Below are 20,566 nucleotides of genomic sequence, written 5' to 3' on the forward strand. Positions count from 1 at the left end.
TTTTCCTTACTACTTATTTGTGTTTTGTCGCTCGCATCGATGGATGCCAAAACAAAACCATTTTTTCCAATAATGCCAACAGGCCATAACTCACTGAGCCAGCCAAAGCTGCGACGACAATCGTCGCCCAAACCATGTCCATATTCATGCGACCCACTTCGGTGGAAATTCGAAATCCCATGCCAACGATCGGTGTACCAAAAAACTCAGCAACGATTGCGCCAATTAATGCCAACGTTGAGTTGAGTTTTAGTGCGTTAAAAATAAACGGCATCGCTTGGGGCAATTCGCTCTTTAAAAACACTTGTAACGAGTTAGCCGCATAAGTATTCATTAAATCCTTGTGTAATGGATCAACCGACTGCAAGCCAGATAAGGTATTAATAAACATAGGGAAAAATGTCATTACGACCACAACTGCGGCTTTCGATTGCCAGTCAAAACCAAACCACATCACCATAATAGGCGCAATACCGATGATAGGAATGGCTGAGACAAAATTGCCCAATGGCAAGAGACAGTGCTGTAAAAAGAGACTTCGCGCCGCGACTGCCGCCACAGCAAACCCAGCACAGCAACCGATCAAATAACCCGACACGACGGCTTTAAGGAAGGTTTGCTTAAAATCGGACCATAATGTCGGGAGATTGCCCCAAAATGCAGCAAAAATATCAACTGGAGTAGGCAATAATATTTTTGAAATCGCATAGCCATTGGTTACACTTTGCCAAGTCATTACAATGATAAGCGCAAATAAACTCGGCACCATGACTTTCACCCATTGGTTTTCTCCCTCCGTGTTCGCCAGTAAAGACATCAGCTTAAACGCAGCCAATACCGAGAGTGGCAGCAGTAAAATGACGCCATTTAATCGCTGATATATTCCCGGCTCTAATGTAAACCCAACACAGGCTTGAGCGAGTAATACCACGATGCAGACACTGAACATGAATCGTCTTTTCATACTTTCTGTCCTCGGTGCTTAAGTACCCTTTTTTCCCATACGGAAATTAGGCTGACCAACCCATACCCCAAGAGAGCGGCCATTAACAGCGTTGCCCAAATCAGTGTGGTCTGACCGTAGTAGGACCCACTTAGTAATCTCGCCCCTAAACCGCCCTGTGCTCCGGTTGGTAACTCCGCCACCACTGCCCCGACCAAAGAGGCCGCAATGGCAATTTTTAAACTGGAAAACAAATAAGGCTGCGCGGAGTACCAACGTAATTTCCAAAACAGTTGAGTGGGTGTTGCGTTGTACGTTCGCAGCAGTTCCAAGTGTAGAGGATCGGAGGAACGCAACCCTTTCACCATACTTATGGCAACAGGAAAAAAAGACAAATACATTGAGATTAATGCTTTAGGAACTATCCCTGTAATATTTACCGCCCCAAGGACAACGACAATAATAGGGGCAATGGCCAAAATAGGAATGGTTTGCGAAGCGATAACCCAGGGCATAAAGCTCATTTCCAACGTCTTGTTATGGACAATACCAATGGCGATGGCGATACCCAACAGTGCCCCTAAAGCAAAGCCCAACAAGGTTGACTGCAACGTGATAACCGAGTGATAAACCAAAGAGCGTTTTGATGTCAGTTTGGTATCAAAAACGAATTTATACCATTGCTCAACCACTTGGTGTGGTGGGGGTAACTTTGGCCTTTTGACGTCATAAGCCCCCTCGAGAATTTGCTGGTAAGTCCAAGACTTATTTTGCCTTTCATAAGTATCGATTAGCTGCTTGCCATTCATCAACAATGCGGCAATGTACCAGAGTATGACGATGGTAATGACCGTCACGACAATAGCGCAGCCTTTGCGCTTAAATAAAGATGCATCCATGCTCCTCTCCCCTAATCAATGGCGTGTTCATGAGCCAAGGCTTGGCGTATTTCAGCCGCAACGGCATGAAACAACTCCGTATCTCTTAACCCTAGTGACTTCATTCTGGGTAAAGGACTCTCGATCACTTTAACGATTCTGCCCGGTCGAGGGGACATCACCACAATATGGGTCGAGAGCATCACGGCTTCGGCAATGGAATGCGTGACAAATACCACGGTCTTTTTTGTCTCTTGCCATATTTTTAGCAACTCAACATTCATATGGTCTCGAGTAATTTCATCGAGGGCACCAAAAGGCTCATCCATTAATAGCAATGGGGGTTCAATACACAGCGCTCGCGCAATAGAAGCTCGCTGTTGCATGCCACCGGACAACTGCCAAGGGTATTTGTGATGGAAATCTTGCAAGCCCACCATGGCCAGGTATTTATCGATCAATGCCTGTTTCCTTTGCGGTGAAAATCCAGAAATTTCAGATGGCAAAGCACAGTTTTTTTCAATGGTTCGCCAAGGTAATAACGCCGCAGCTTGAAAGACGTAACCGTACAAGCGATTTAAGCGAGCGTCTTCAGGTGAGGTTCCGTCAACGGTAATCGAGCCGCCAGTTTGCTGTTCGAGATCCGCGATCACTCTTAATAGCGTGGTTTTTCCGCAACCCGATGGGCCAATAAATGAGACAAAGTCACCTTGGCGAATGGTTAAATTGATATTCGACAACGCATGAACATCACCATCATTGGTATTAAAAACCAGTGATAAGTCGTTAACTTCGATCATTGATCGCGCTTTGTCTTTCTCTGATTCATTCATTTCTACACTTATTTCATCCATGAAAAATTCTCCTCAATACGTGTATTTTCATTGACTTGTTTCATCAATCTCGTTGACAAGCCAGTTCCGCCAACACGTTAACCAATACCTTGGCGCCATCATGCGCATCGTCTATTGCAATCCGCTCTTTTTCGTTGTGTGTTATTCCCTTATGGCAAGGAATGAACAACATGGCACTTGGGCAAATTCGATGCAGATAACGGGCGTCATGACCTGCAGCAGAAAGCAACGGCAGAGTTTTGATACCAAGCTTTTCACTCACGGTTGTAATCTCCTTTTGCATCGATGCTGAAAACGTCAGTGACATCGCCGAAGACAGTGCTTCAACCTGAACTGAACAAGGCTTTGAAACAGATTGACAAATGGCCTCAACTCGATCGCCAAAGCGACGTAAAACAGCGTTGTCAGGGTGTCTCAAATCGATAGAAAAAACCACGCGTTCTGGCACCACGGAAGGGGCATTCGGTGTGACATCCAAAGCCCCAACGGTGAACTTGACTAAATCGTGCTCATCAGTAAATTCACGATCCATGTCGGCAATCATTCTCACCGCAGCCAAAAGCGCGTCTTTTCGTTCACGCTTTGGCGAAGTACCGGCATGAGCCGCCTCTCCTTCAATGGTGATTCGATAGGTTTTCTTGCCTTGAATACCGGTGACCACCCCAATTGGGATGTGTTTTTTTTCTAATTCCGGCCCTTGCTCTATATGCGCTTCTAAGTAATAAGCCGGTACCGGTGGCTCTGCGATGCTTATGTGACTCAAGTATTCATGGCTGTGTTGTAAAGCACGCTCGACCGTGATTCCCTTCTGGTCTTGGACAGGCAAGATTTGTTCAAGAGAGCGCTGACCAGAAAAATAGGCCGACCCCATCATTCCCGGGGCAAATCGCGACCCTTCTTCATTCATCCAAGCGACGACCACGATATCACTAAGCGGTGTAAACCCAGCCTCTACCATGGCATGGCAAGCCTCCAAAGCCGCTAACACCCCGTACACGCCATCGTATTTCCCTCCGGTTGGTTGAGAATCAAGATGGGAGCCAGACATCACCGCAGCGCGTTGTGAATCGAGCCCTTTGAGCGTTAAAAAAAGATTGCCGACTCTGTCTCGACTCGCCGTCATGCCGATAGACGCCCCCCATTCACACAACTGCTTTTGCGCGAGAAAATCATTCACCGTCAAGGCCGCTCGATCCACCCCACCGTTTGGGGTCGCGCCAATTTTCGACAGCGTTTCATGCCGTTGCCACAGTCGTGTAGCACAAGTAAAATTTGCAATGTTCATGATGTTTTCATTATTTCTGAAGGAAGAGAACGAGGGTCGCGCGGCAACCACTTATCTTGGATAACGGCTGTCATAAAATCACCGACAAATTGATTAAATAACCCCGGCTCCTCGATATTCAGCGTGTGACCTGACTTTGGAAAAACCGCTAACCCTGAAGCAGGAATGGTTTTTTTCATAAAGATCGCCGGTTGCAAACAGTGATCGTCTTCATCTCCGACAATGATCAATACCGGTACTGTCATCGCTTGCAAAGGTTGTTCTAAATCATACAAAGAAGGTCGCCTCGCTTGAACGCCGCGCATTGTCATCGCCGCCCCCAGGGCGGAATGCTCAGATAATTGATCCGCGAACTCCTGCCAACCACGAGGGTCTTTGATCTTAAAAGTGATACGACTGGCGGCCATAGAATACGTTTTCGAAAATTGCACCGAGCCTTGTTGTTCAAACTGCTCTGCCACCTGATGGGAAACCTGTCGAAAATATTCCTCGCAGTGTTTTTCTGCGCCATAGCCCGCGCCGGCCACAACCAATGAGTGCGCACGCTCTGGCGCCATTAACCCAAAATGAACCGCCGCAAAGCCCCCCATCGACAATCCAACGATATGGGCCTTTTCAAGCTGTAAGTGGTCCATGATGGCAAGGATGTCCTTCACTGCGCGTTGTTGTGTGTATTGTTCCAATGCCTCGGGAACCTCGGAGGGTGGGTAGCCTCGTGCATTAAAGGCAATACAGTGATAATGACGTGAAAAATATCGCATTTGTGGCTCCCAACTGCGCATATCCCCACCAAACTCGTGAACAAAGATGATCGACTCTCCTGAGCCGACTTCTTCAAAATACAAATTAACGTTATCGTCCGTGTTAACAAATGGCATCACTTGCTCCTGCTTTAAAAAAGATCGTGTGGAATCTCAATAGTTTTTGCCAGCTCAACCATTTCTGGTAACCATTGGCAAAATTGGTCAGCCCACTCTTCTGGAACGGTCAGGCTCACTTTTACAAAGCGGTCACCAAATTTTTGAGTGTGATAAATACCTTGACGTATCATGATGCCTTTCGTCTGGTAAGCGGCGACTAAGGCTTTAGGATCGATCCCTGCTTCGACCGTCTCGATAATCAATAGGTTTGCCTGTGAGGGGTAAATCGGCACATGCAGGCCGGGGATCTGACTGACGGCATGGGCGACCACCGCTTGGTTACGACGTTGACGCTCCCACACTTTAGGAAACCACTGCGACTTCGTCTTTAATCCGGCAATTGCCGCTCGCTGAGACATGACATTACTGCCCAAATTATTGGGCGGCGCCGTTGCCAGGCGCTCAATAATATCCTCATTGGCCAAGACGGCCCCTAGTCGCATCCCAGCTAGCCCTAACCATTTAGAAAAACTATAAATTTGCAGGGTTTTCTCTGGATAAAACAAATACATAGGTGTAAATGATTCAGCGAAAGCAAAATAGGTTGTATCGTGAATAATATAAGCATCCACTGAGCGGGCGATGTCGGCAAATGCTTGAATTTCCTCTTTAGTATGGCAAGTTCCCAGTGGGTTATTCGGATCCACCAAATAAATGACCTCGGTGTTCTCTGACACCGCCTCTCGCAGTTGTTCTGGCGTCAACTTAAACTGATTTTCTTCACCGTAAATCGGAATCTCAACGACATTCGCGCCCATTTTCTCAGCGAAACGCATTGGCCATGCCCAACTTGGGTTTGTGGTCACAAAGTCCGTACCGGGCTTACACAAGTTACTGCACACGTTAAATAACGCTTCAACAGCACCATCGGTCACCAACACACTTGCTTGAGGTATTCCCATGTCTTCTCGAATTAACTGACGCAACTCTTCATAGCCAGCAGGAGGGGCATAAGCGTGATATTCACCGCTGTCTAACGTATCAATGATGGCTTGTTTAACCGATTCGTCTGGCTCGTAATGGTTGGTATTTTGCCCAAGCCACATCAGCCCTTCGGTGTGACAAAGGGCATCAAAATATTGGTTTCTCAATTCAAATTTTTTCATTGCTAATAACCTAATATATGTCTCGACAATTAAACGACAGAGCGACGAGCGGCGATACCACCATCAACCGTAAACACCGTCCCAGAGGTATACCCAGAGCGAAAGGACGCTAAAAATAAAAACAAATCGGTGACTTCATGTACCTTGGCAGGACGACCTAATGGATATTGTTCTAACAGCTCGTCGTATTTTTCTTCACTCCCGAGTTTGTTATCAGCAAATTTTTTCAACATATTGTAAATGCGCTGGGTATCGACCGGACCTGGGTTCACGCCAACCACGCGAATATTGTCGTCTAAGCTGCTTCCACCTATCGCTCGTGTTATGGCCATAATAGAAGCATTTCCAGCCGCACCTTCCACATAGTTGGGGTCACAAACTTCACCGCCATTCCCAATGTTGTTTAAAATCACCCCGCCCCCTCTTTGTTTCATTTTGGGGTAAACCAATCGAATCATGTCGACATACCCAAACCCCTTAAGAGCCCAACCATCGCGCCATTGCTTGGCATCAATATTAAAGAGGCTGCCACTTGGAATGACACCAGCGTTATTAATCAAAATATCAATGTCACCAGCTTGCTCAACAATCAATTCGCAAGCGCCGTTTGCCGTCATATCGACGGCGGTCGTTGTGACTTGCACGTCATATTTCTCTGCAATTTCAATCGCCATTGCCGAGAGTTTCTCTTCAGAGCGAGCCGTTAAGTGCAAATCACACCCCTGCTCGGCAAAAGAAAAGGCCAACCCTTCGCCAATCCCCTGTGATGCCCCTGTAATCAACACCTTCTTATCACTAAGCTGCAAATCCATTTTTAATTCCTTTTAAAACTTCACTATCCATATATGTTTAAACGACTATTTCTCTATCAAACCGGCTCGAACATAAGACATTTCCGCCAAGGAAGACCAATCTTTATCTTCGTATCCGCACGCCATGGCTTGTACTAAACTTTGATGAACCACACTGGCTAAAGGAAGGGGGACACGAGATTGCTCACCCGCTTCTAATGCCAGTCGCACATCCTTTAATCCGAGGGGTAATTTGAAGCCCACGGGCTGGTAATCGCGTTGACGAATAAAGTTGCCATAGCCTTGATAAACACCACAGGGAAACAAAGCCGATAGGTAAACATCCAACATAATATTGCGATCGATACCATTCGCTGTCCCTAGTGCGGTGGCTTCTGCCATCGACTCAATCGCGGACGCAATCATCATATTGCCGCCAATTTTGACCAGGTTGGCCTGATAGGCCTGCTCACCAACTACCCAGGTTTGCGCGCTGATCGCCGACAATGCAGGTTGTAAGAAATCAAGCGTTTTTGCAGGGCCAGCCACCACTAAATTCAAGGTGCCATTTAATGCAGCATCGGGTCTGCCGAACACGGGGCACCCGACATACGTCACCCCATTGCTCTCGTGTCGTAATTGCAACTTTTTTGCATAAGCAACCGAAATGGTTGATAAATTCACGTGAATCAAGGCAGAGTTCGCCACCGTTTCTAACCAACGACTGTTTATCAACTCGGTCTCGATCGCTTCATCGTGAGCCAACATAGAAAAAACAACGTCATATTTGGCGACCTCGACCAAGTCTTGAGCGACTTCGGCCCCTAACGCCGCCAACTCAGCAACCGGCTCTTCGTAGCGATCCCAAACAATCACATGATGGCCATTTTTCAATAAATTACGCACGATCCCAGTGCCCATTTTACCTATACCGATAAATCCTAATTTCATGACTTCACTTCCCTTGGTTATTGAACATGTCACGTCTTTGTTTTGGGTTACCCATCGCTCTTAGCCATATCGACTGCCACCAGCGAACCAATCATCAAAGGTCGGATTACAAGACACGACAACGTTTCTTTTAATGCAGTAGGCTTTCAGAGCATCCCACCCATTTTCGACACCATAGCCACTCTCACCCGAACCGCTCCAAATCGAACGAGGATCATTTTTATGGTGATCATTAATCCAAATCATCCCAGCTTTAATACGACGCCCCATCCTATGGGCAAGGGCAATATCACGCGTCCAAATAGAAGCGCCCAGTGAAAAAGGCGTATCGTTGGCCAATTGCAATGCGTGCTGTTCATCTTCAAAAGGCGTCACGGCAATCACAGGGCCAAACACTTCTTCACGAAACAGCGTCATCGCGGGAGTCACATCAGCAAAAATGGTCGGGGTAACAAAATTACCCTGTGCTAAATCGCCTTCGAGCTCAGCGTGCTTTGCCCCGCTGATAAGGCGCGCCCCTTGCGTTTTGGCCTGTTCTATAAATTGCTCACAGCGCCGACGAGAGGCCGAAGAGATAACGGGACCGACATCGGTGGTTAGATTTGATGAACAGCCTAATTTAAGCTGTTCTGTCCGCTGTTTAAGCGCAGCAAGAAACGGTTCGTACACAGATTGATGAACGATGAATCGACTGGCGGACACGCAGGTCTGTCCCGAAGCAACAAACGCGGCAAATACGGCCCCTGCGGCGGCTTGGTCAATGTTGGTATCACCAAAAATAACCACGGGTGTTTTACCGCCAAGCTCCAAAGTACACGGCACAAGTCGCTCTGCGGCCGCTGCGGCGACTCTCTTTCCGGTTTCAGTGCCACCGGTTAGGTCAATGCGTCGCACAGACTCACTCGCACACAAGGCCGCACCGGTTTCAGCCTCTCCGGTCACGACATTAACCACACCACGAGGAAACCCAGCAAGAGCGCACCAATAGGCCAACACAAGTGATGTACTGGGCGCCAATTCAGACGGTTTAATCACCACCGTATTGCCCGCAGCTAAAGCAGCGGCCATTTTCTTGACTAAGATTAAAATCGGGTGATTCCAAGGCGTAAGCAGAGCACAAACCCCATAAGGCTCATAGGCCGTACTGGCTTGCAGTCCGCCTTTTAGCACATTTGACTCGCCTTCCAGCCCCAGTGCGATACCTGAGAAATACTCTAGCCATTCAGGAATTCGACTCATTTGGGCTTTCATTTCTCGGATGGGTCGCCCCGTGAGCCTAGACTCCCAAGCTGCAAGACTTTCCATGTTATCGGCAATAATGTCTGCTAATTTTCTTAAGTAGCGACCTCTTTCCATCGGGTCGAGTGCAGACCACGGATAGAAAGCTTGTTGAGCCGCAAAGACCGCTTTTTCAACGTCGGTCGAGCTCGCAATCGCCATCTTGCCTATTTCTTTATTGGTCGCGGGGCATAAAATATCGCGGTACTGCGGTGAGGAAACCGGTTGAAAACAACCATCATAGAATAGGTGTTTACCGTCGATCGCTTGCGGTTGAATATTGGCTAATAACATAATTGTTCCTACTGAATTTAAGTATGATGACTAATGACAGTGTGGTAGCTTGGCAATAAAATCGACGAGATCTTCACCAAGTAACACCACGTGATCACTGGCTGCCTGCATCGCTAATTCAGGCTGTTTTGTCCGGATCGCCTCGATAATTTGTGCATGTTCCCCGATGGTGGCTTTCATACGGTTAGGTAAATACGTCACTTGTTTGCGATAAATGGAAATTCTTCGCCTCAACAAAGACGTCTGCTCACGGATAAATTGGGTGTGGGAAATATCATATAATGCGTCGTGAAACTCATTATTAATGGCAAAAAAGAGTTCGGGATCTTCGTTTTCTAAGGCCCTTTCTAAACGCTGTTGAATGGCCTGTAATCGCTCAATATCATCGTTTGTCGCTCGGCGAGCCGCGTATTTGGCGCACAAACTTTCCATCATTCCCATGGTGTCGAACATTTCCAACAGCTCAGGGACTGACACTTGCGCCACATAGACTCCCTGTCTTTGCTTCGTCTCCAAAAGACCAATCGCTTCCAGAGCATTAATCGCAGAACGCATCGGTGTTCTCGAAACACGAAACTTTTCTGCCAGTGCACTTTCATCAATTTTTGCACCGGGTTTAAGCTCGCCGCTAATGATCATTTCTTCTAAAGCAAACCGGAGGTTATCTGAAATTCTCGCTTTAGAAGGGCCTATCTTTAATAATTTTTCATGATCCATACTCACTACTCACTGTCTCTTTTACCGTGTGGGCATCTGATTATCAGAATTAGCCTGATGTTATTTTGTACACAGCAAATACCATTCCAGTGGTTACAAAACACTCAGTTAAAATCAATAACACACTAATAAAACTCAAAAATTAATTTTAAAAATACAAAAGTAGTAAATATGTATACATAAAGTGGCTTTTAATATTTCAAACCTGCTGCACCTTTTTTGAACAGAGTGCACAAAAAAAACACCAGACCATTAGAATGGATAACCCTCCGCTCACTGAGCGAGTCGGGCTGAAATAGGATGAGATAAATAGAAAAGCAGAGAAGAAAGACAACGAACGCGACACTTTAAGAAAAATAGAGGGTGTGGGGGGCGATTTAGCAATGTCAGCACACCTAAGATAAACGCATTTGACTAACGAGACAAAACCAACGATCAACACGGCGCTCATCGCATTGCTGAAATAAAAAAAGACCCTCGATTATCGAGGGTCTTGTTACATTCACCATGTAGCCGCTATCAAAACGGTTTTATCTCAATGGTTATTTTTTCCAAGCCGTTGGATCAATATCCAAGTCTTTAAAGTTTTCTGGGTTAAAGACCGGCTCTTCGGCGCCTTGCTTTAGCTGCTTACCGTAGTCTTTTAGAACGCGCATCGCCGTTGGGAACAACATGATCAACGCGAGCAAGTTAACAATCGCTAAGACACCCATCAGTGGATCAGAGAAGAAGAAGACCGCCGTCGCACCTGGCGCCACGGCACCAAGAAGTACAATCGCAATAACGGCAATTCTCAACACATGTACGGCGGCTTTATTTTTGGTTAAGAAGGTCAATGCATTCTCACCTAGGTAGTAGTTGTAAACTACTGAGCTAAATGAGAACAACAAAATCGCTGCCGTCAAATAGTACTTAGCCCACTCACCTAAATGAGACACTAACGATTGCTGTGTCAGAACAATACCGTCAACATCTTGAGCACCAGGGACATAAACACTGCCTAACAAGATGACAAAAGCCGTACAGCTACACACGATAATGGTATCGATAAACACAGACAACGACTGCGAAATACCTTGTGTCACCGGGTGAGGGACATCAGCAGTGGCTGCTACGTTAGGTGCAGAACCCAAGCCCGCTTCGTTTGAAAACAAACCGCGGCGTAAACCTTGTGCCAGTGCCGCGCCCATACCGCCACCAACAGCTTGCTCTAAACCAAAGGCGTTTTTAACAATTGAGCTAAATACCGCTGGGATGTCACCGATGTTCATCACAATGATCAATAGGGCAATCACAATATAACCCACGGCCATGATAGGAACGATGATGTCGCAGGTTTTTGCAATTCGTTTGATGCCACCATAAATGATGAAACCAACAATGATCGCCAAAGCGATACCGGTGTAAATGCGCGATACGCCTAAGCTATCTTGAATGGCACCAGCAACCGTGTTGCCTTGGAAAGCGTTAAAGCCAATCGCGAAAGACACCATTAGACAGACAGAATAAAGACACGCCAACCAACGGTAGTCTTTACCCAGACCATGCATGATTGACAATGCCGCGCCGCCGCGGAAGTGATCGCCTTCACGACGTTTGAATAGCTGCGCCAAAGAACACTCAATTAAGCTCGTCGCCATACCGACTAACGCGACCATCCACATCCAAAACACGGCACCCGGGCCACCTAATGTGATCGCAACGGCCACACCGGCAATGTTACCGCCACCGACGCGACCGCCGATAGAAAGCAATAGTGCTTCACGACCTGAGATGCTTTTTTTATCATCCGGTTGATTGGTGTCTTTTTTCAGTACACGAAACATGCGTTTAAAGTATCGGAACTGAACAAAGTTAGTAACGATGGTAAAAAATAGACCGAAGATGATCAGAAATGGCACTAAAGCCCAACCCCAAGTAAGGTCGCCGATCAATCCAAAAAAGGACTGTAAGAATTCCATTTGTACTCCTTGAATAAAATCTTATCGTTCTCGAGTAACATTAAGAATGATGTTTTTGTAAGCCAATGGCTGCTCAATCTTAAATGTCCACCTTGTGAACACAAGATGAATTATCCATGAATACTCGAGTTGGTGGCGAATTATACTTAATCGAAGTCATATAGGAAACGATTAGTTTTTGATAAAAAAATCATTAAGGACGAGTCACTAATGATTTTCTAAATTGATACTCGGCTCTTGAATCCGTGACAAGTGAAAAAAATAATCGATAATCGTATTGATTTAAAAGGAAAATAAATTATTAACCTTCTTTATCATTTACCGGATACCTCTCCTAATTGCGCAAAATAATACCGCCAATTAAGTCATATATAGGGCGGATCTCTCACAATATTTAATGTCGATTGACCCTATCATTCAGCCATATAAGCAATATTTCCCTAGGCTAAAAAGTGATTTAGATCACTTATTTGGCTCCATTTCATCGCACAAACTGACTGACCAAATGGTCAAAAATTCTAAATTTCCCCGAAGATTAGCGATATGAAAAAACGCTGAGCTATGAAAGGTAAGTTAAACCGCGCGTCACAATGCGCGATTTTTTTAGCGGCAATGAAAATTGGCGTTCAGCGCATTGTCGAACAAACAACAGCGCAGCACATTACACACAAAAGACATAAACTGGCTTTCAGCACCGGGTCATTAGACGTTTAAAATTAACTAATGAGCCACTTTTGAGCCTTGATCAAATAGCGAATTTCGTTACTCTATACTAAATGAGAATGATTATTGGTAACAAAAATGAAAAAGAGCATTAATTTCACTTCCGTCTCTGTGACTAACAGTGTGCAACTTACTGAAAATATGCAAAGAATTACGCTGCACGCCGACGCCATTTCCTCTTTTCCTGCACAGTGTGAAGGTGGTTACATCAAATTAGCCTTTAATGAGCAAGGCGGCACTGATATCCAAGCGATGCTCGACAACCAGCAGCGTCCTATTTTGCGCACCTACACCATTAAAGAATTTCACCCGGCACAAGGTGAAATCATTGTCGATTTTGTTCGCCACAATGTCGAAGACCTAAGTGGCGGTTTTGCCGCGCGTTGGGCGATGACAACCCAAGTGGGCGATACCTTATCGATTGCCGGGCCTGGCGTACTTGATCCCATCAATCCACAAGCTGATTGGTTTTTTATGGCCGCAGATATGACTGCCCTACCGGCGCTGAGTGCCAAAATCAAAGCGCTTCCGAACACCGCTCACGGTTATGCGGTGATTCAGGTGGTTGACTTACAAGATAAACAATCTATTGAATCCCCTGAAGGGATCGAGGTCATTTGGATTGATGAATCTGAATCGCTCAGTGACACGGTAAAAGCACTGCCTTGGCTGACAGGAAAAGCATCCGTATGGTGTGCGTGTGAGTTTGATAATATGCGCGCGCTGCGCCAGTATTTTCGCAATGACAAAAACGTAGAGCGCAGCCATATCTATATCAGCAGTTATTGGAAAATGGGCGTAACAGAAGACGGACACAAAATATTAAAACAGCAAGATGCAGCCCAAGCCTCACCGTCATTATCCTAACGCTGATAAATGCGCCGACAGGTAGTCTATGACTAACCTCACTTTGGGTGACAAATAACGGTTTTGAGGGTAAACCGCCCAAATGCCCTCACGCTCTTCTCGAAACGCGGCCAACACCTCCACCAGTTCGCCGCTTTGTAACGCCTGATTGACATAATAATCGGGAAGTTGGACTAAACCCAACCCGCGTTTTGCCGCATCCATCAGGGCGTTACCACTGTTGCATTTGATACGACCCTGGACTTTGATTGATTTATTTAAGCCATCAGAGCGAAAATGCCAATGATCGGCCGAGCCAACCAATAACTGGTGGGAAGCTAACTCAGACAATGAATGAGGCTCGCCAAAACGCTGCAAGTAGTCACGACTGGCACACACATACAATTGCCGACTGGTTAAGCGCTTGGCCACTAAACTCGACTCTTCCAATCGCCCCACGCGTATCGCAATATCAAAGCCGTGATCCATTAAGTCTAAGTTTCGATTACTCAGTACTAAGTCCAATTCAAGTTGCGGGTGTTCGACCAGTAGCTGATTGATTAACGGAACAAAAAACCGTTCACCATAGGCGACAGGGGCCGTCATTTTTATTTTTCCTTGCGGCTTTTGCTGCAATGAGGTCACCGCTAAATTGGCCATGTGCAAAGCTTCAACCAAAGGGTGACACTGCTGAAAGTACACCTGGCCTGCTTCGGTTAAGGTGATTTTTCGGGTGGTTCTTTGCAAAAGCTTCACACCTAACCTTTTCTCAAGTGCGTTGACTTTACGGCTCACTTGCGCAACCGACGTATCTAACTTATTCGCGGCTTGAGTAAAGCTTCCCTCTTGTGTCACCGCGACAAATTCACATACCCCTTCCCAGTCCATACCACCTCTAATTATTACAAATACGTAAAAGTAATTTACTGTTTGACTAGATTATCTCATCAAATAAACAAATTACAATGTGTCTATACTTTGGTGAATCGCAATATCTATCTTGCGAAACCGAGAGTTCACACTGAATCAGATTGGTATAACGACCACACTTTTACCACAACAAAGGATAATGTCATGACACTGAACCTACAACCAGGACAAACCTCAATCAAATCCAAAGCCGCTGTCGCTTGGGGACCCAATCAACCGTTAAAAATGGAAGAAGTCGATGTCGAACTTCCCAAAGCTGGGGAAGTTCTCGTTAGAATCGTCGCCACTGGGGTCTGTCACACTGACGCTTTTACGTTGTCAGGCGAAGATCCGGAAGGCATTTTCCCTTCCATATTGGGCCATGAAGGGGGCGGTATTGTCGAAATGGTGGGCGAAGGCGTCACCAGCGTTGAAGTCGGCGATCACGTCATTCCTCTATATACTGCTGAATGTGGTCAGTGTAAATTTTGTTTGTCTGGCAAGACCAATCTCTGCCAAGCGGTACGTGAAACACAAGGTAAAGGCTTAATGCCAGATGGCACCAGCCGCTTTTCGATTAATGGTGAGACCATTTTCCACTACATGGGCTGCTCAACCTTCTCTGAATACACCGTGCTACCGGAAATCTCTTTGGCCAAAGTCAACAAAGAGGCGCCACTTGAGGAAGTGTGCTTACTCGGTTGTGGCGTGACCACGGGGATGGGCGCGGTGTTAAATACCGCAAAAGTACAAGAGGGCGATACCGTGGCGATCTTTGGCCTTGGCGGTATTGGCCTGTCAGCGATTATTGGGGCTCGCATGGCAAAAGCAAGCCGTATTATTGGCATCGACATTAATGAGAGCAAATTCGATCTCGCTAAACAGTTGGGCGCGACCGACATGATAAACCCAACCAGCATCGACAAACCCATCCAAGAGTATATTGTCGAGTTAACGGATGGTGGCGTCGATTATTCGTTTGAGTGTATTGGCAATGTCAATGTGATGCGACAAGCACTAGAGTGTTGTCACAAAGGCTGGGGTGAATCGGTCATCATTGGTGTTGCGGGTGCTGGGCAAGAGATCTCGACTCGTCCATTTCAATTAGTGACCGGCCGAGTATGGCGTGGCTCTGCCTTTGGTGGCGTTAAAGGCCGCTCTGAACTACCAGAAATCGTCGAACGCTACCTCGCTGGTGAATTTGGCTTACAAGAATTTATCACTCATACCATGTCGCTTGAAGATCTCAATGAGGCGTTTGATTTGATGCACCAAGGCAAGTCGATTCGCACTGTGATTCACATGGACAAATAAATTCTTTCACGGCCTAACGCCTTTAGGCCGTGTACTTTTTTAAGGTGACCGAATGAACATCGAAAATATCAGTCAAAATAAAGTCTTTGGTGGATGGCACAAGCAATACTGCCACCACTCTGTAAGCACACAAAGCCCAATGCGCTTTGCGATATACTTGCCGCCCCAGGCCAGCCCAGCAAATCCTGTTCCCGTACTATACTGGCTGTCTGGTTTAACCTGTACTGATGAGAACTTCATGCAAAAATCAGGCGCAATGAAAGTCGCCGCAGAGCTTGGTATCGCCATTGTTGCTCCCGACACCAGTCCGCGAGGTGAAGACATTGCCAATGACCCGAGTTATGACTTGGGCCAAGGGGCGGGTTTTTACCTCAATGCCACGCAGCCACCTTGGCAAAATCATTACCAAATGTATGATTACATTTATAAAGAATTGCCCTATTTAATTGAAAGCCACTTCCCTGTTACGGATAAAAAATCCATTTCCGGCCACAGTATGGGCGGCCATGGCGCATTAGTTATTGGCCTTCGCAATCAACCACATTATTGCTCAATTTCGGCTTTCTCACCAATTTGTCACCCGACTCAAAGCCCATGGGGAATCAAAGCCTTTGAACACTACTTAGGTGATGATAAAACGCATTGGCAAGAATACGACAGTACCTTATTACTTAAAAAGTTGGGCACCCAGGTACCGATTTTGGTCGATCAAGGCAGTGAAGATGCGTTTTTAGCCTCACAACTCGCAACCGAGACGCTCATCGACCTGGTCAACAGCCATCAATGGCCGGTTGAGGTAAGAATGCAATCGGGGTATGACCACAGCTATTACTTTATTGCGACGTTTATCGAGCAGCACCTTGAGTTTCACGCTCAGCACCTCTTCAAGGCGTAACTCGATAGCGCCAAGTTAACGCGCGCAAAAAATGGGTCGAAGACGTGTTGGCTTTGCCATGCACACATGACACTAGCGAAGACCTCGGTTCAATTCGACCCTAATATGGATATCCATTTGGCAAAGCGGTTACAGACTGACACTGATTAGATACAATTTTTTTCCTTCATACGCTACAATTGCTGACCAATGACTTGGAGTTTGCTATGTCTGTTGTATCGCCATATTTTACCGCACTAGAGCCGATGGATTCGGAGCTACCTTCGCAGTTTACGTTTCCCTTTTTTTATCAGCCACACCCACTCGCCGTTCAAGCGGCAAACGATCTTAAAGCCCGCAGACTGAAGGCCCCCGCTTGGAATCAAACCGAGAATCAAAACGGCAAAATGTTTGGCGTATTGGTGGTGATCAGTCCCACAGGGCAAGTGGGTTACCTCGCGGCATTTTCAGGGAAAATTGATGATCAAAACCATTGGCCTGGCTTTGTGCCACCGGTGTTTGACTTACTTGAACATGATGATTTTTATCGTACCAAGCGCCAACGCATCCAAAACTTATCCGACGAGCTCGCAACATGGCAACGTCAGCAAAAGCCCGAACTTGAGCGTTTAACCCAACAACTGGAGCAACAGACCCAATACTGGCAAACTAAAATCACGGATCAGCAAGCGCTCAACGCACAGCGAAGAGCACAAAGAAAACAAGCAAGGCAAGACGCGCAAAGTCGACTTAATGGTCGCGAGCTTACGCATTACCTCAACGAACTTGGCCAACAAAGTGTCGATGACAAGCGCGCAGTGTCACAATTAAAGGCACAACGAGATCAATCCCTTGCGACACTCAATCAAGCGATTAAAGCCATCAATGATGAACTGATAGGCAAAGAACAACAACGCGCTCATGCATCATTGCTATTACAAAAAGACATTTTTGCTCAGTATCACTTTCTCAATGCCGAAGGAGAAAGCCAAGATCTGTTGGCCATTTTTTCCGAAACCAAAACCCCGATTCCACCAGCCGGTGCGGGAGAATGCGCCGCCCCAAAATTATTACAATGGGCTTATCAGCATCATTATACACCTGTCGCCTTGGCCGAATTTTGGTGGGGCTCATCTCCGAAAAGTGAAATACGTAAACACGAACACTACTACCCGTCGTGCCAAAGCAAATGTTTGCCGATACTGACCCACATGCTCAAAGGGTTGAATGTTGAGGATGATCCATTAAAAAAGAATCCGGCTGAGAACAAAAGTTTCGAGATAATCTATCAAGATGAGGCGATTGTGGTGGTCAATAAGCCGGCCGACTTTCTTTCTGTCCCTGGTCGTCATATCAAAGATTCGGTTTTCACCCGTTTGCAACAGCAATTCCCGAATGCAGAAGGCCCTTTTGTTATTCACCGCCTGGACATGGCAACGTCAGGGCTGTTAATTTTTGCATTGACCAAACGGGCTAATCGCAATTTACAAAAACAGTTTATCACCCGTAAAGTGAAAAAAACCTACTGGGCTAGAGTCCAAGGTCCCTTGTCAACGCAAAGTGGCGAAATCCACCTGCCTCTCACCGCCGATTTGTACGACTCACCAAGGCAGAAAGTCTGTGAAGAGCAAGGCAAAGCCGCTCATACCGAGTGGCACGTCATAGAACAAACCGAAGCATATACCTTGCTAACCTTGATCCCGCACACCGGCCGTACTCATCAGCTAAGAGTTCACTGTGCCCACCACAAAGGACTCAATACACCTATTATTGGTGACGACCTATACGGAAAACCGGCGCAAAGGTTATTTTTACACGCCGGCCAGCTCGAGCTACTGCATCCCTATACCCATCAAGCGATGACGTTTAACGCGCCCTGTTCATTTTATACACCATGACAGACAAAAGACGAACGGTTTGAACTTTCACCTAATCGAGGTGATACATACCATACAAGCAAGCGATGAGAAAAATCAGCAACGCCACAGCAAGCAACTTTTGCATGCGTTTCTTTTTTCTTTTATTTCGTTTGGCTTGTTGATGGTGTTGTTTCGCCAGTGTGGACTTAAATTGAGGTTCCCTACCCCCAGAGTTTGACTCTGCGGGTGTGATAGTTTCAGGAGGGGTAATCCGGGCTTGCGGTGAATAGTCATCATCGCCTTTCTGCTTTGCTGCACTGTTGGCGACTTTCGTAAAGCGTTGACGCTGCTCAGAGGTAAAGTCATTATCAAAATTTAAAGAACGTTGATTTCCCGAATGTCTGCGCTGAATCGCCATCTTACACCTCCACAAGTCGTACTTGGTGCCCATTTATATTATAGCGGATAAACACCAAGTAGATTGAGAAGACGGTTAAAAATTTACACTGTAAACCTGCTAATCGACCAAACCATCACTAATTTTACCAGCCTGAAGTAAGCTGTACGACGTGAATGGATCCGTCTCACTCAATAACGCCTCAACTTGTTGAATCGCTTCAATACTGGTGCTGTTTTTTCGATAACTCAAGTAAATCGGCAACGACCAGGCTTGTTGATCTTGGTTGATGTATAACTGCTTAGTTTCAACGAAAGGCTTAGCCAGCGAAATCGGTAAATAAGCACACCCTCCCCTTTCGAGAATAAAATCTAAAGCGATTCTCGCTGTCGAAGTGCGTAAATACGGCGTATTGGCATTGACGTGACGTTCTGAATGTTCAGAGGCGAAACGCGTACCCCAGTCAACATACACATAGGGCGCATTAAAATTGTTCTCATCAAACTGAGCTTCTGTTGACACAAAAATCAGTGACAGATCGGCGATATGCTTATAGGTAATTTCATCGGACTTTATCTGTTCAAGTGAAAAAGCCATGTCCAGCGTCCTCTCACTCAATCGACGAGTCAGTTGTTCTCTTGGCATGACTTCAGCCAAAAAGCCGTAGCCACTGAAAGATTCCGTGATCAGACTCAGGCCATTTTGTAGAAAAGCATCCCAAATATTCGCCGTGCCCGCGAGAGTTAACTGAAGACTTTGATCTTTTTCTAAAGACAGCGACATTTTAGCCTGTTGTAAGGTATTGACCATAATTTCAGCGTAACTGATCAAACGCTCTCCCGCACTGGTCAGCTGAATGTTATTGCGGTCACGCTGAAACAATTGTGCATCAAAATAACTCTCAAGTTGCTTGATTCTGGCACTCACCGCTGCTTGAGTTATGTATAAATTCTCTGCCGCACGACCAAAATGCCTAACTTTAGCCACTTCTAAGAAAGTACGAAATACTTTGACGTCCATTAAATCCAAACCCGTTTTTAAACTAATAATGAAATACTATCATCACGATAAAAAGATTTTGTTTTTCTTTTTTTACTTTTGAGCCTAAGTTTCGCATTAAAGGCTGTTTCTGAACTATATCAGTATATCGAGTAAAGAAAAGCCCGTTAGTACCACCAATTAATAAGGTTATGCCCTATTCCTGTCACAAGTGACGAATAAAGTGCCAAGTGCACAACGGGAGTAGCCGTGAGTTTATCACTTAATGAGGTTAGACATGTCTGACACTGAATTCCGAAATGGGAAAAAACGCTTCTATGATAATGTTAAATTCCCACGTGGCTTTGCTAAATCTGGCGATTTTACTCTTGCGGAAGAAGAGTTACTGATTCAATATGGCGACACAATGCAAGGGCTTGAAACTGGAATACTCACGCCAGAAAACAGCGAAGAAAAGCATTTTGTCAAAGTGTTAGAAAACCCAGGAAAAGCGAAAACTAAACTTGAGAGAACTTGGCTCAAGTACATTCAACTGGCCCGAGGTCGCAAGCGTTTTCACACCTTAAACGGCAAGAACAAACCAGAGAGCCTCGAAGATTATCAAGACGACAGCTCATTGGTCGAAGAAGCTTGATCGAGTTGCACTATAAACCGTGAAAGCAAAGGT

At 46.0% G+C, this 20,566-nt stretch carries 20 protein-coding genes; 6 read left to right on the forward strand and 14 right to left on the reverse strand.

Annotated elements, in window-relative coordinates:
• Positions 1–13: 13 nt before the first annotated feature.
• From AB0763_RS14625 to AB0763_RS14675, 11 genes are all read right to left on the reverse strand, one after another.
• Positions 14–964, reverse strand: a complete 951-nt coding sequence (locus tag AB0763_RS14625; protein ID WP_306099176.1) for an ABC transporter permease — start codon at positions 962–964, stop codon at positions 14–16.
• Complete coding sequence (locus AB0763_RS14630) at positions 961–1,842, reverse strand: ABC transporter permease (RefSeq protein WP_306099177.1); 882 nt, start codon at positions 1,840–1,842, stop codon at positions 961–963. Before AB0763_RS14630 ends, AB0763_RS14625 begins: the two co-directional genes overlap by 4 nt.
• 11 nt (positions 1,843–1,853) lie before the next feature.
• Positions 1,854–2,675 carry an ABC transporter ATP-binding protein gene (locus AB0763_RS14635; RefSeq protein WP_306099178.1) on the reverse strand — a complete coding sequence of 274 codons (822 nt, stop codon included), beginning with the start codon at positions 2,673–2,675 and terminating at the stop codon, positions 1,854–1,856.
• 43 nt (positions 2,676–2,718) lie between these two features.
• Entirely contained in the window at positions 2,719–3,960 is a 1,242-nt protein-coding gene (locus AB0763_RS14640; RefSeq protein WP_306099179.1) for a hydantoinase/carbamoylase family amidase, read from the reverse strand.
• The gene (locus AB0763_RS14645) at positions 3,957–4,838 is read right to left on the reverse strand and encodes an alpha/beta fold hydrolase (protein ID WP_306099180.1); all 882 of its coding nucleotides are present in this window, start codon (positions 4,836–4,838) and stop codon (positions 3,957–3,959) included. Before AB0763_RS14645 ends, AB0763_RS14640 begins: the two co-directional genes overlap by 4 nt.
• A gap of 14 nt (positions 4,839–4,852) precedes the next feature.
• On the reverse strand, positions 4,853–5,986 hold the full coding sequence (locus tag AB0763_RS14650; protein ID WP_306099181.1) for a pyridoxal phosphate-dependent aminotransferase: 1,134 nt from the start codon (positions 5,984–5,986) through the stop codon (positions 4,853–4,855).
• 29 nt (positions 5,987–6,015) lie between these two features.
• Positions 6,016–6,798, reverse strand: coding sequence for an SDR family oxidoreductase (locus AB0763_RS14655; protein ID WP_306099182.1), 783 nt, complete (start codon positions 6,796–6,798; stop codon positions 6,016–6,018).
• Between the two features lie 45 nt (positions 6,799–6,843).
• The gene (locus tag AB0763_RS14660; protein WP_306099183.1) at positions 6,844–7,728 is read right to left on the reverse strand and encodes an NAD(P)-dependent oxidoreductase; all 885 of its coding nucleotides are present in this window, start codon (positions 7,726–7,728) and stop codon (positions 6,844–6,846) included.
• A 60-nt stretch (positions 7,729–7,788) separates the two neighbouring features.
• Positions 7,789–9,300: an aldehyde dehydrogenase family protein gene (locus tag AB0763_RS14665; protein ID WP_306099184.1), complete on the reverse strand. Its 1,512-nt coding sequence runs from the start codon at positions 9,298–9,300 to the stop codon at positions 7,789–7,791.
• 30 nt (positions 9,301–9,330) lie between these two features.
• The gene (locus tag AB0763_RS14670) at positions 9,331–10,017 is read right to left on the reverse strand and encodes a GntR family transcriptional regulator (protein ID WP_306099185.1); all 687 of its coding nucleotides are present in this window, start codon (positions 10,015–10,017) and stop codon (positions 9,331–9,333) included.
• Between the two features lie 542 nt (positions 10,018–10,559).
• Positions 10,560–11,978 (reverse strand): sodium:alanine symporter family protein, encoded by a 1,419-nt coding sequence (locus tag AB0763_RS14675; RefSeq protein WP_306099186.1) that lies wholly within the window; start codon positions 11,976–11,978, stop codon positions 10,560–10,562.
• Positions 11,979–12,539: 561 nt separating this feature from the next.
• Here AB0763_RS14675 and AB0763_RS14680 point away from each other — a divergent pair.
• Positions 12,540–12,692, forward strand: coding sequence for a hypothetical protein (locus AB0763_RS14680; RefSeq protein WP_306099187.1), 153 nt, complete (start codon positions 12,540–12,542; stop codon positions 12,690–12,692).
• An 87-nt stretch (positions 12,693–12,779) separates the two neighbouring features.
• Complete coding sequence (locus tag AB0763_RS14685) at positions 12,780–13,568, forward strand: siderophore-interacting protein (protein ID WP_306099188.1); 789 nt, start codon at positions 12,780–12,782, stop codon at positions 13,566–13,568.
• Here the strand turns inward: AB0763_RS14685 and AB0763_RS14690 are convergent.
• The gene (locus tag AB0763_RS14690) at positions 13,560–14,435 is read right to left on the reverse strand and encodes a LysR family transcriptional regulator (protein WP_306099189.1); all 876 of its coding nucleotides are present in this window, start codon (positions 14,433–14,435) and stop codon (positions 13,560–13,562) included. The two genes, AB0763_RS14685 and AB0763_RS14690, sit on opposite strands and share 9 nt — an antisense overlap.
• Before the next feature lie 186 nt (positions 14,436–14,621).
• Here AB0763_RS14690 and AB0763_RS14695 point away from each other — a divergent pair, with 186 nt between their 5' ends.
• The 3 genes from AB0763_RS14695 (at position 14,622) to AB0763_RS14705 (ending at position 18,542) form a co-directional block, all read left to right on the forward strand.
• Positions 14,622–15,770, forward strand: coding sequence for an S-(hydroxymethyl)glutathione dehydrogenase/class III alcohol dehydrogenase (locus AB0763_RS14695; RefSeq protein WP_306099190.1), 1,149 nt, complete (start codon positions 14,622–14,624; stop codon positions 15,768–15,770).
• Between the two features lie 52 nt (positions 15,771–15,822).
• Complete coding sequence (fghA, locus tag AB0763_RS14700; RefSeq protein WP_306099191.1) at positions 15,823–16,665, forward strand: S-formylglutathione hydrolase; 843 nt, start codon at positions 15,823–15,825, stop codon at positions 16,663–16,665.
• Positions 16,666–16,871: 206 nt separating this feature from the next.
• On the forward strand, positions 16,872–18,542 hold the full coding sequence (locus AB0763_RS14705) for an RluA family pseudouridine synthase (protein WP_306099192.1): 1,671 nt from the start codon (positions 16,872–16,874) through the stop codon (positions 18,540–18,542).
• A 31-nt stretch (positions 18,543–18,573) separates the two neighbouring features.
• On the opposite strand, the gene AB0763_RS14710 is transcribed toward AB0763_RS14705, so the two are convergent.
• Together AB0763_RS14710 and AB0763_RS14715 are read right to left on the reverse strand one after the other, a co-directional pair.
• Positions 18,574–18,921: a hypothetical protein gene (locus tag AB0763_RS14710; RefSeq protein WP_306099193.1), complete on the reverse strand. Its 348-nt coding sequence runs from the start codon at positions 18,919–18,921 to the stop codon at positions 18,574–18,576.
• A 99-nt stretch (positions 18,922–19,020) separates the two neighbouring features.
• Positions 19,021–19,920, reverse strand: coding sequence for a LysR family transcriptional regulator (locus AB0763_RS14715; RefSeq protein ID WP_306099194.1), 900 nt, complete (start codon positions 19,918–19,920; stop codon positions 19,021–19,023).
• 256 nt (positions 19,921–20,176) lie between these two features.
• Between AB0763_RS14715 and AB0763_RS14720 the strand changes: the two genes are divergently transcribed.
• The gene (locus AB0763_RS14720) at positions 20,177–20,533 is read left to right on the forward strand and encodes a DUF413 domain-containing protein (RefSeq protein ID WP_306099196.1); all 357 of its coding nucleotides are present in this window, start codon (positions 20,177–20,179) and stop codon (positions 20,531–20,533) included.
• Positions 20,534–20,566 lie beyond the last annotated feature (33 nt).

The organism is Vibrio sp. HB236076, from assembly GCF_040957575.1.
In the GTDB taxonomy this organism is placed as follows: domain Bacteria; phylum Pseudomonadota; class Gammaproteobacteria; order Enterobacterales; family Vibrionaceae; genus Vibrio.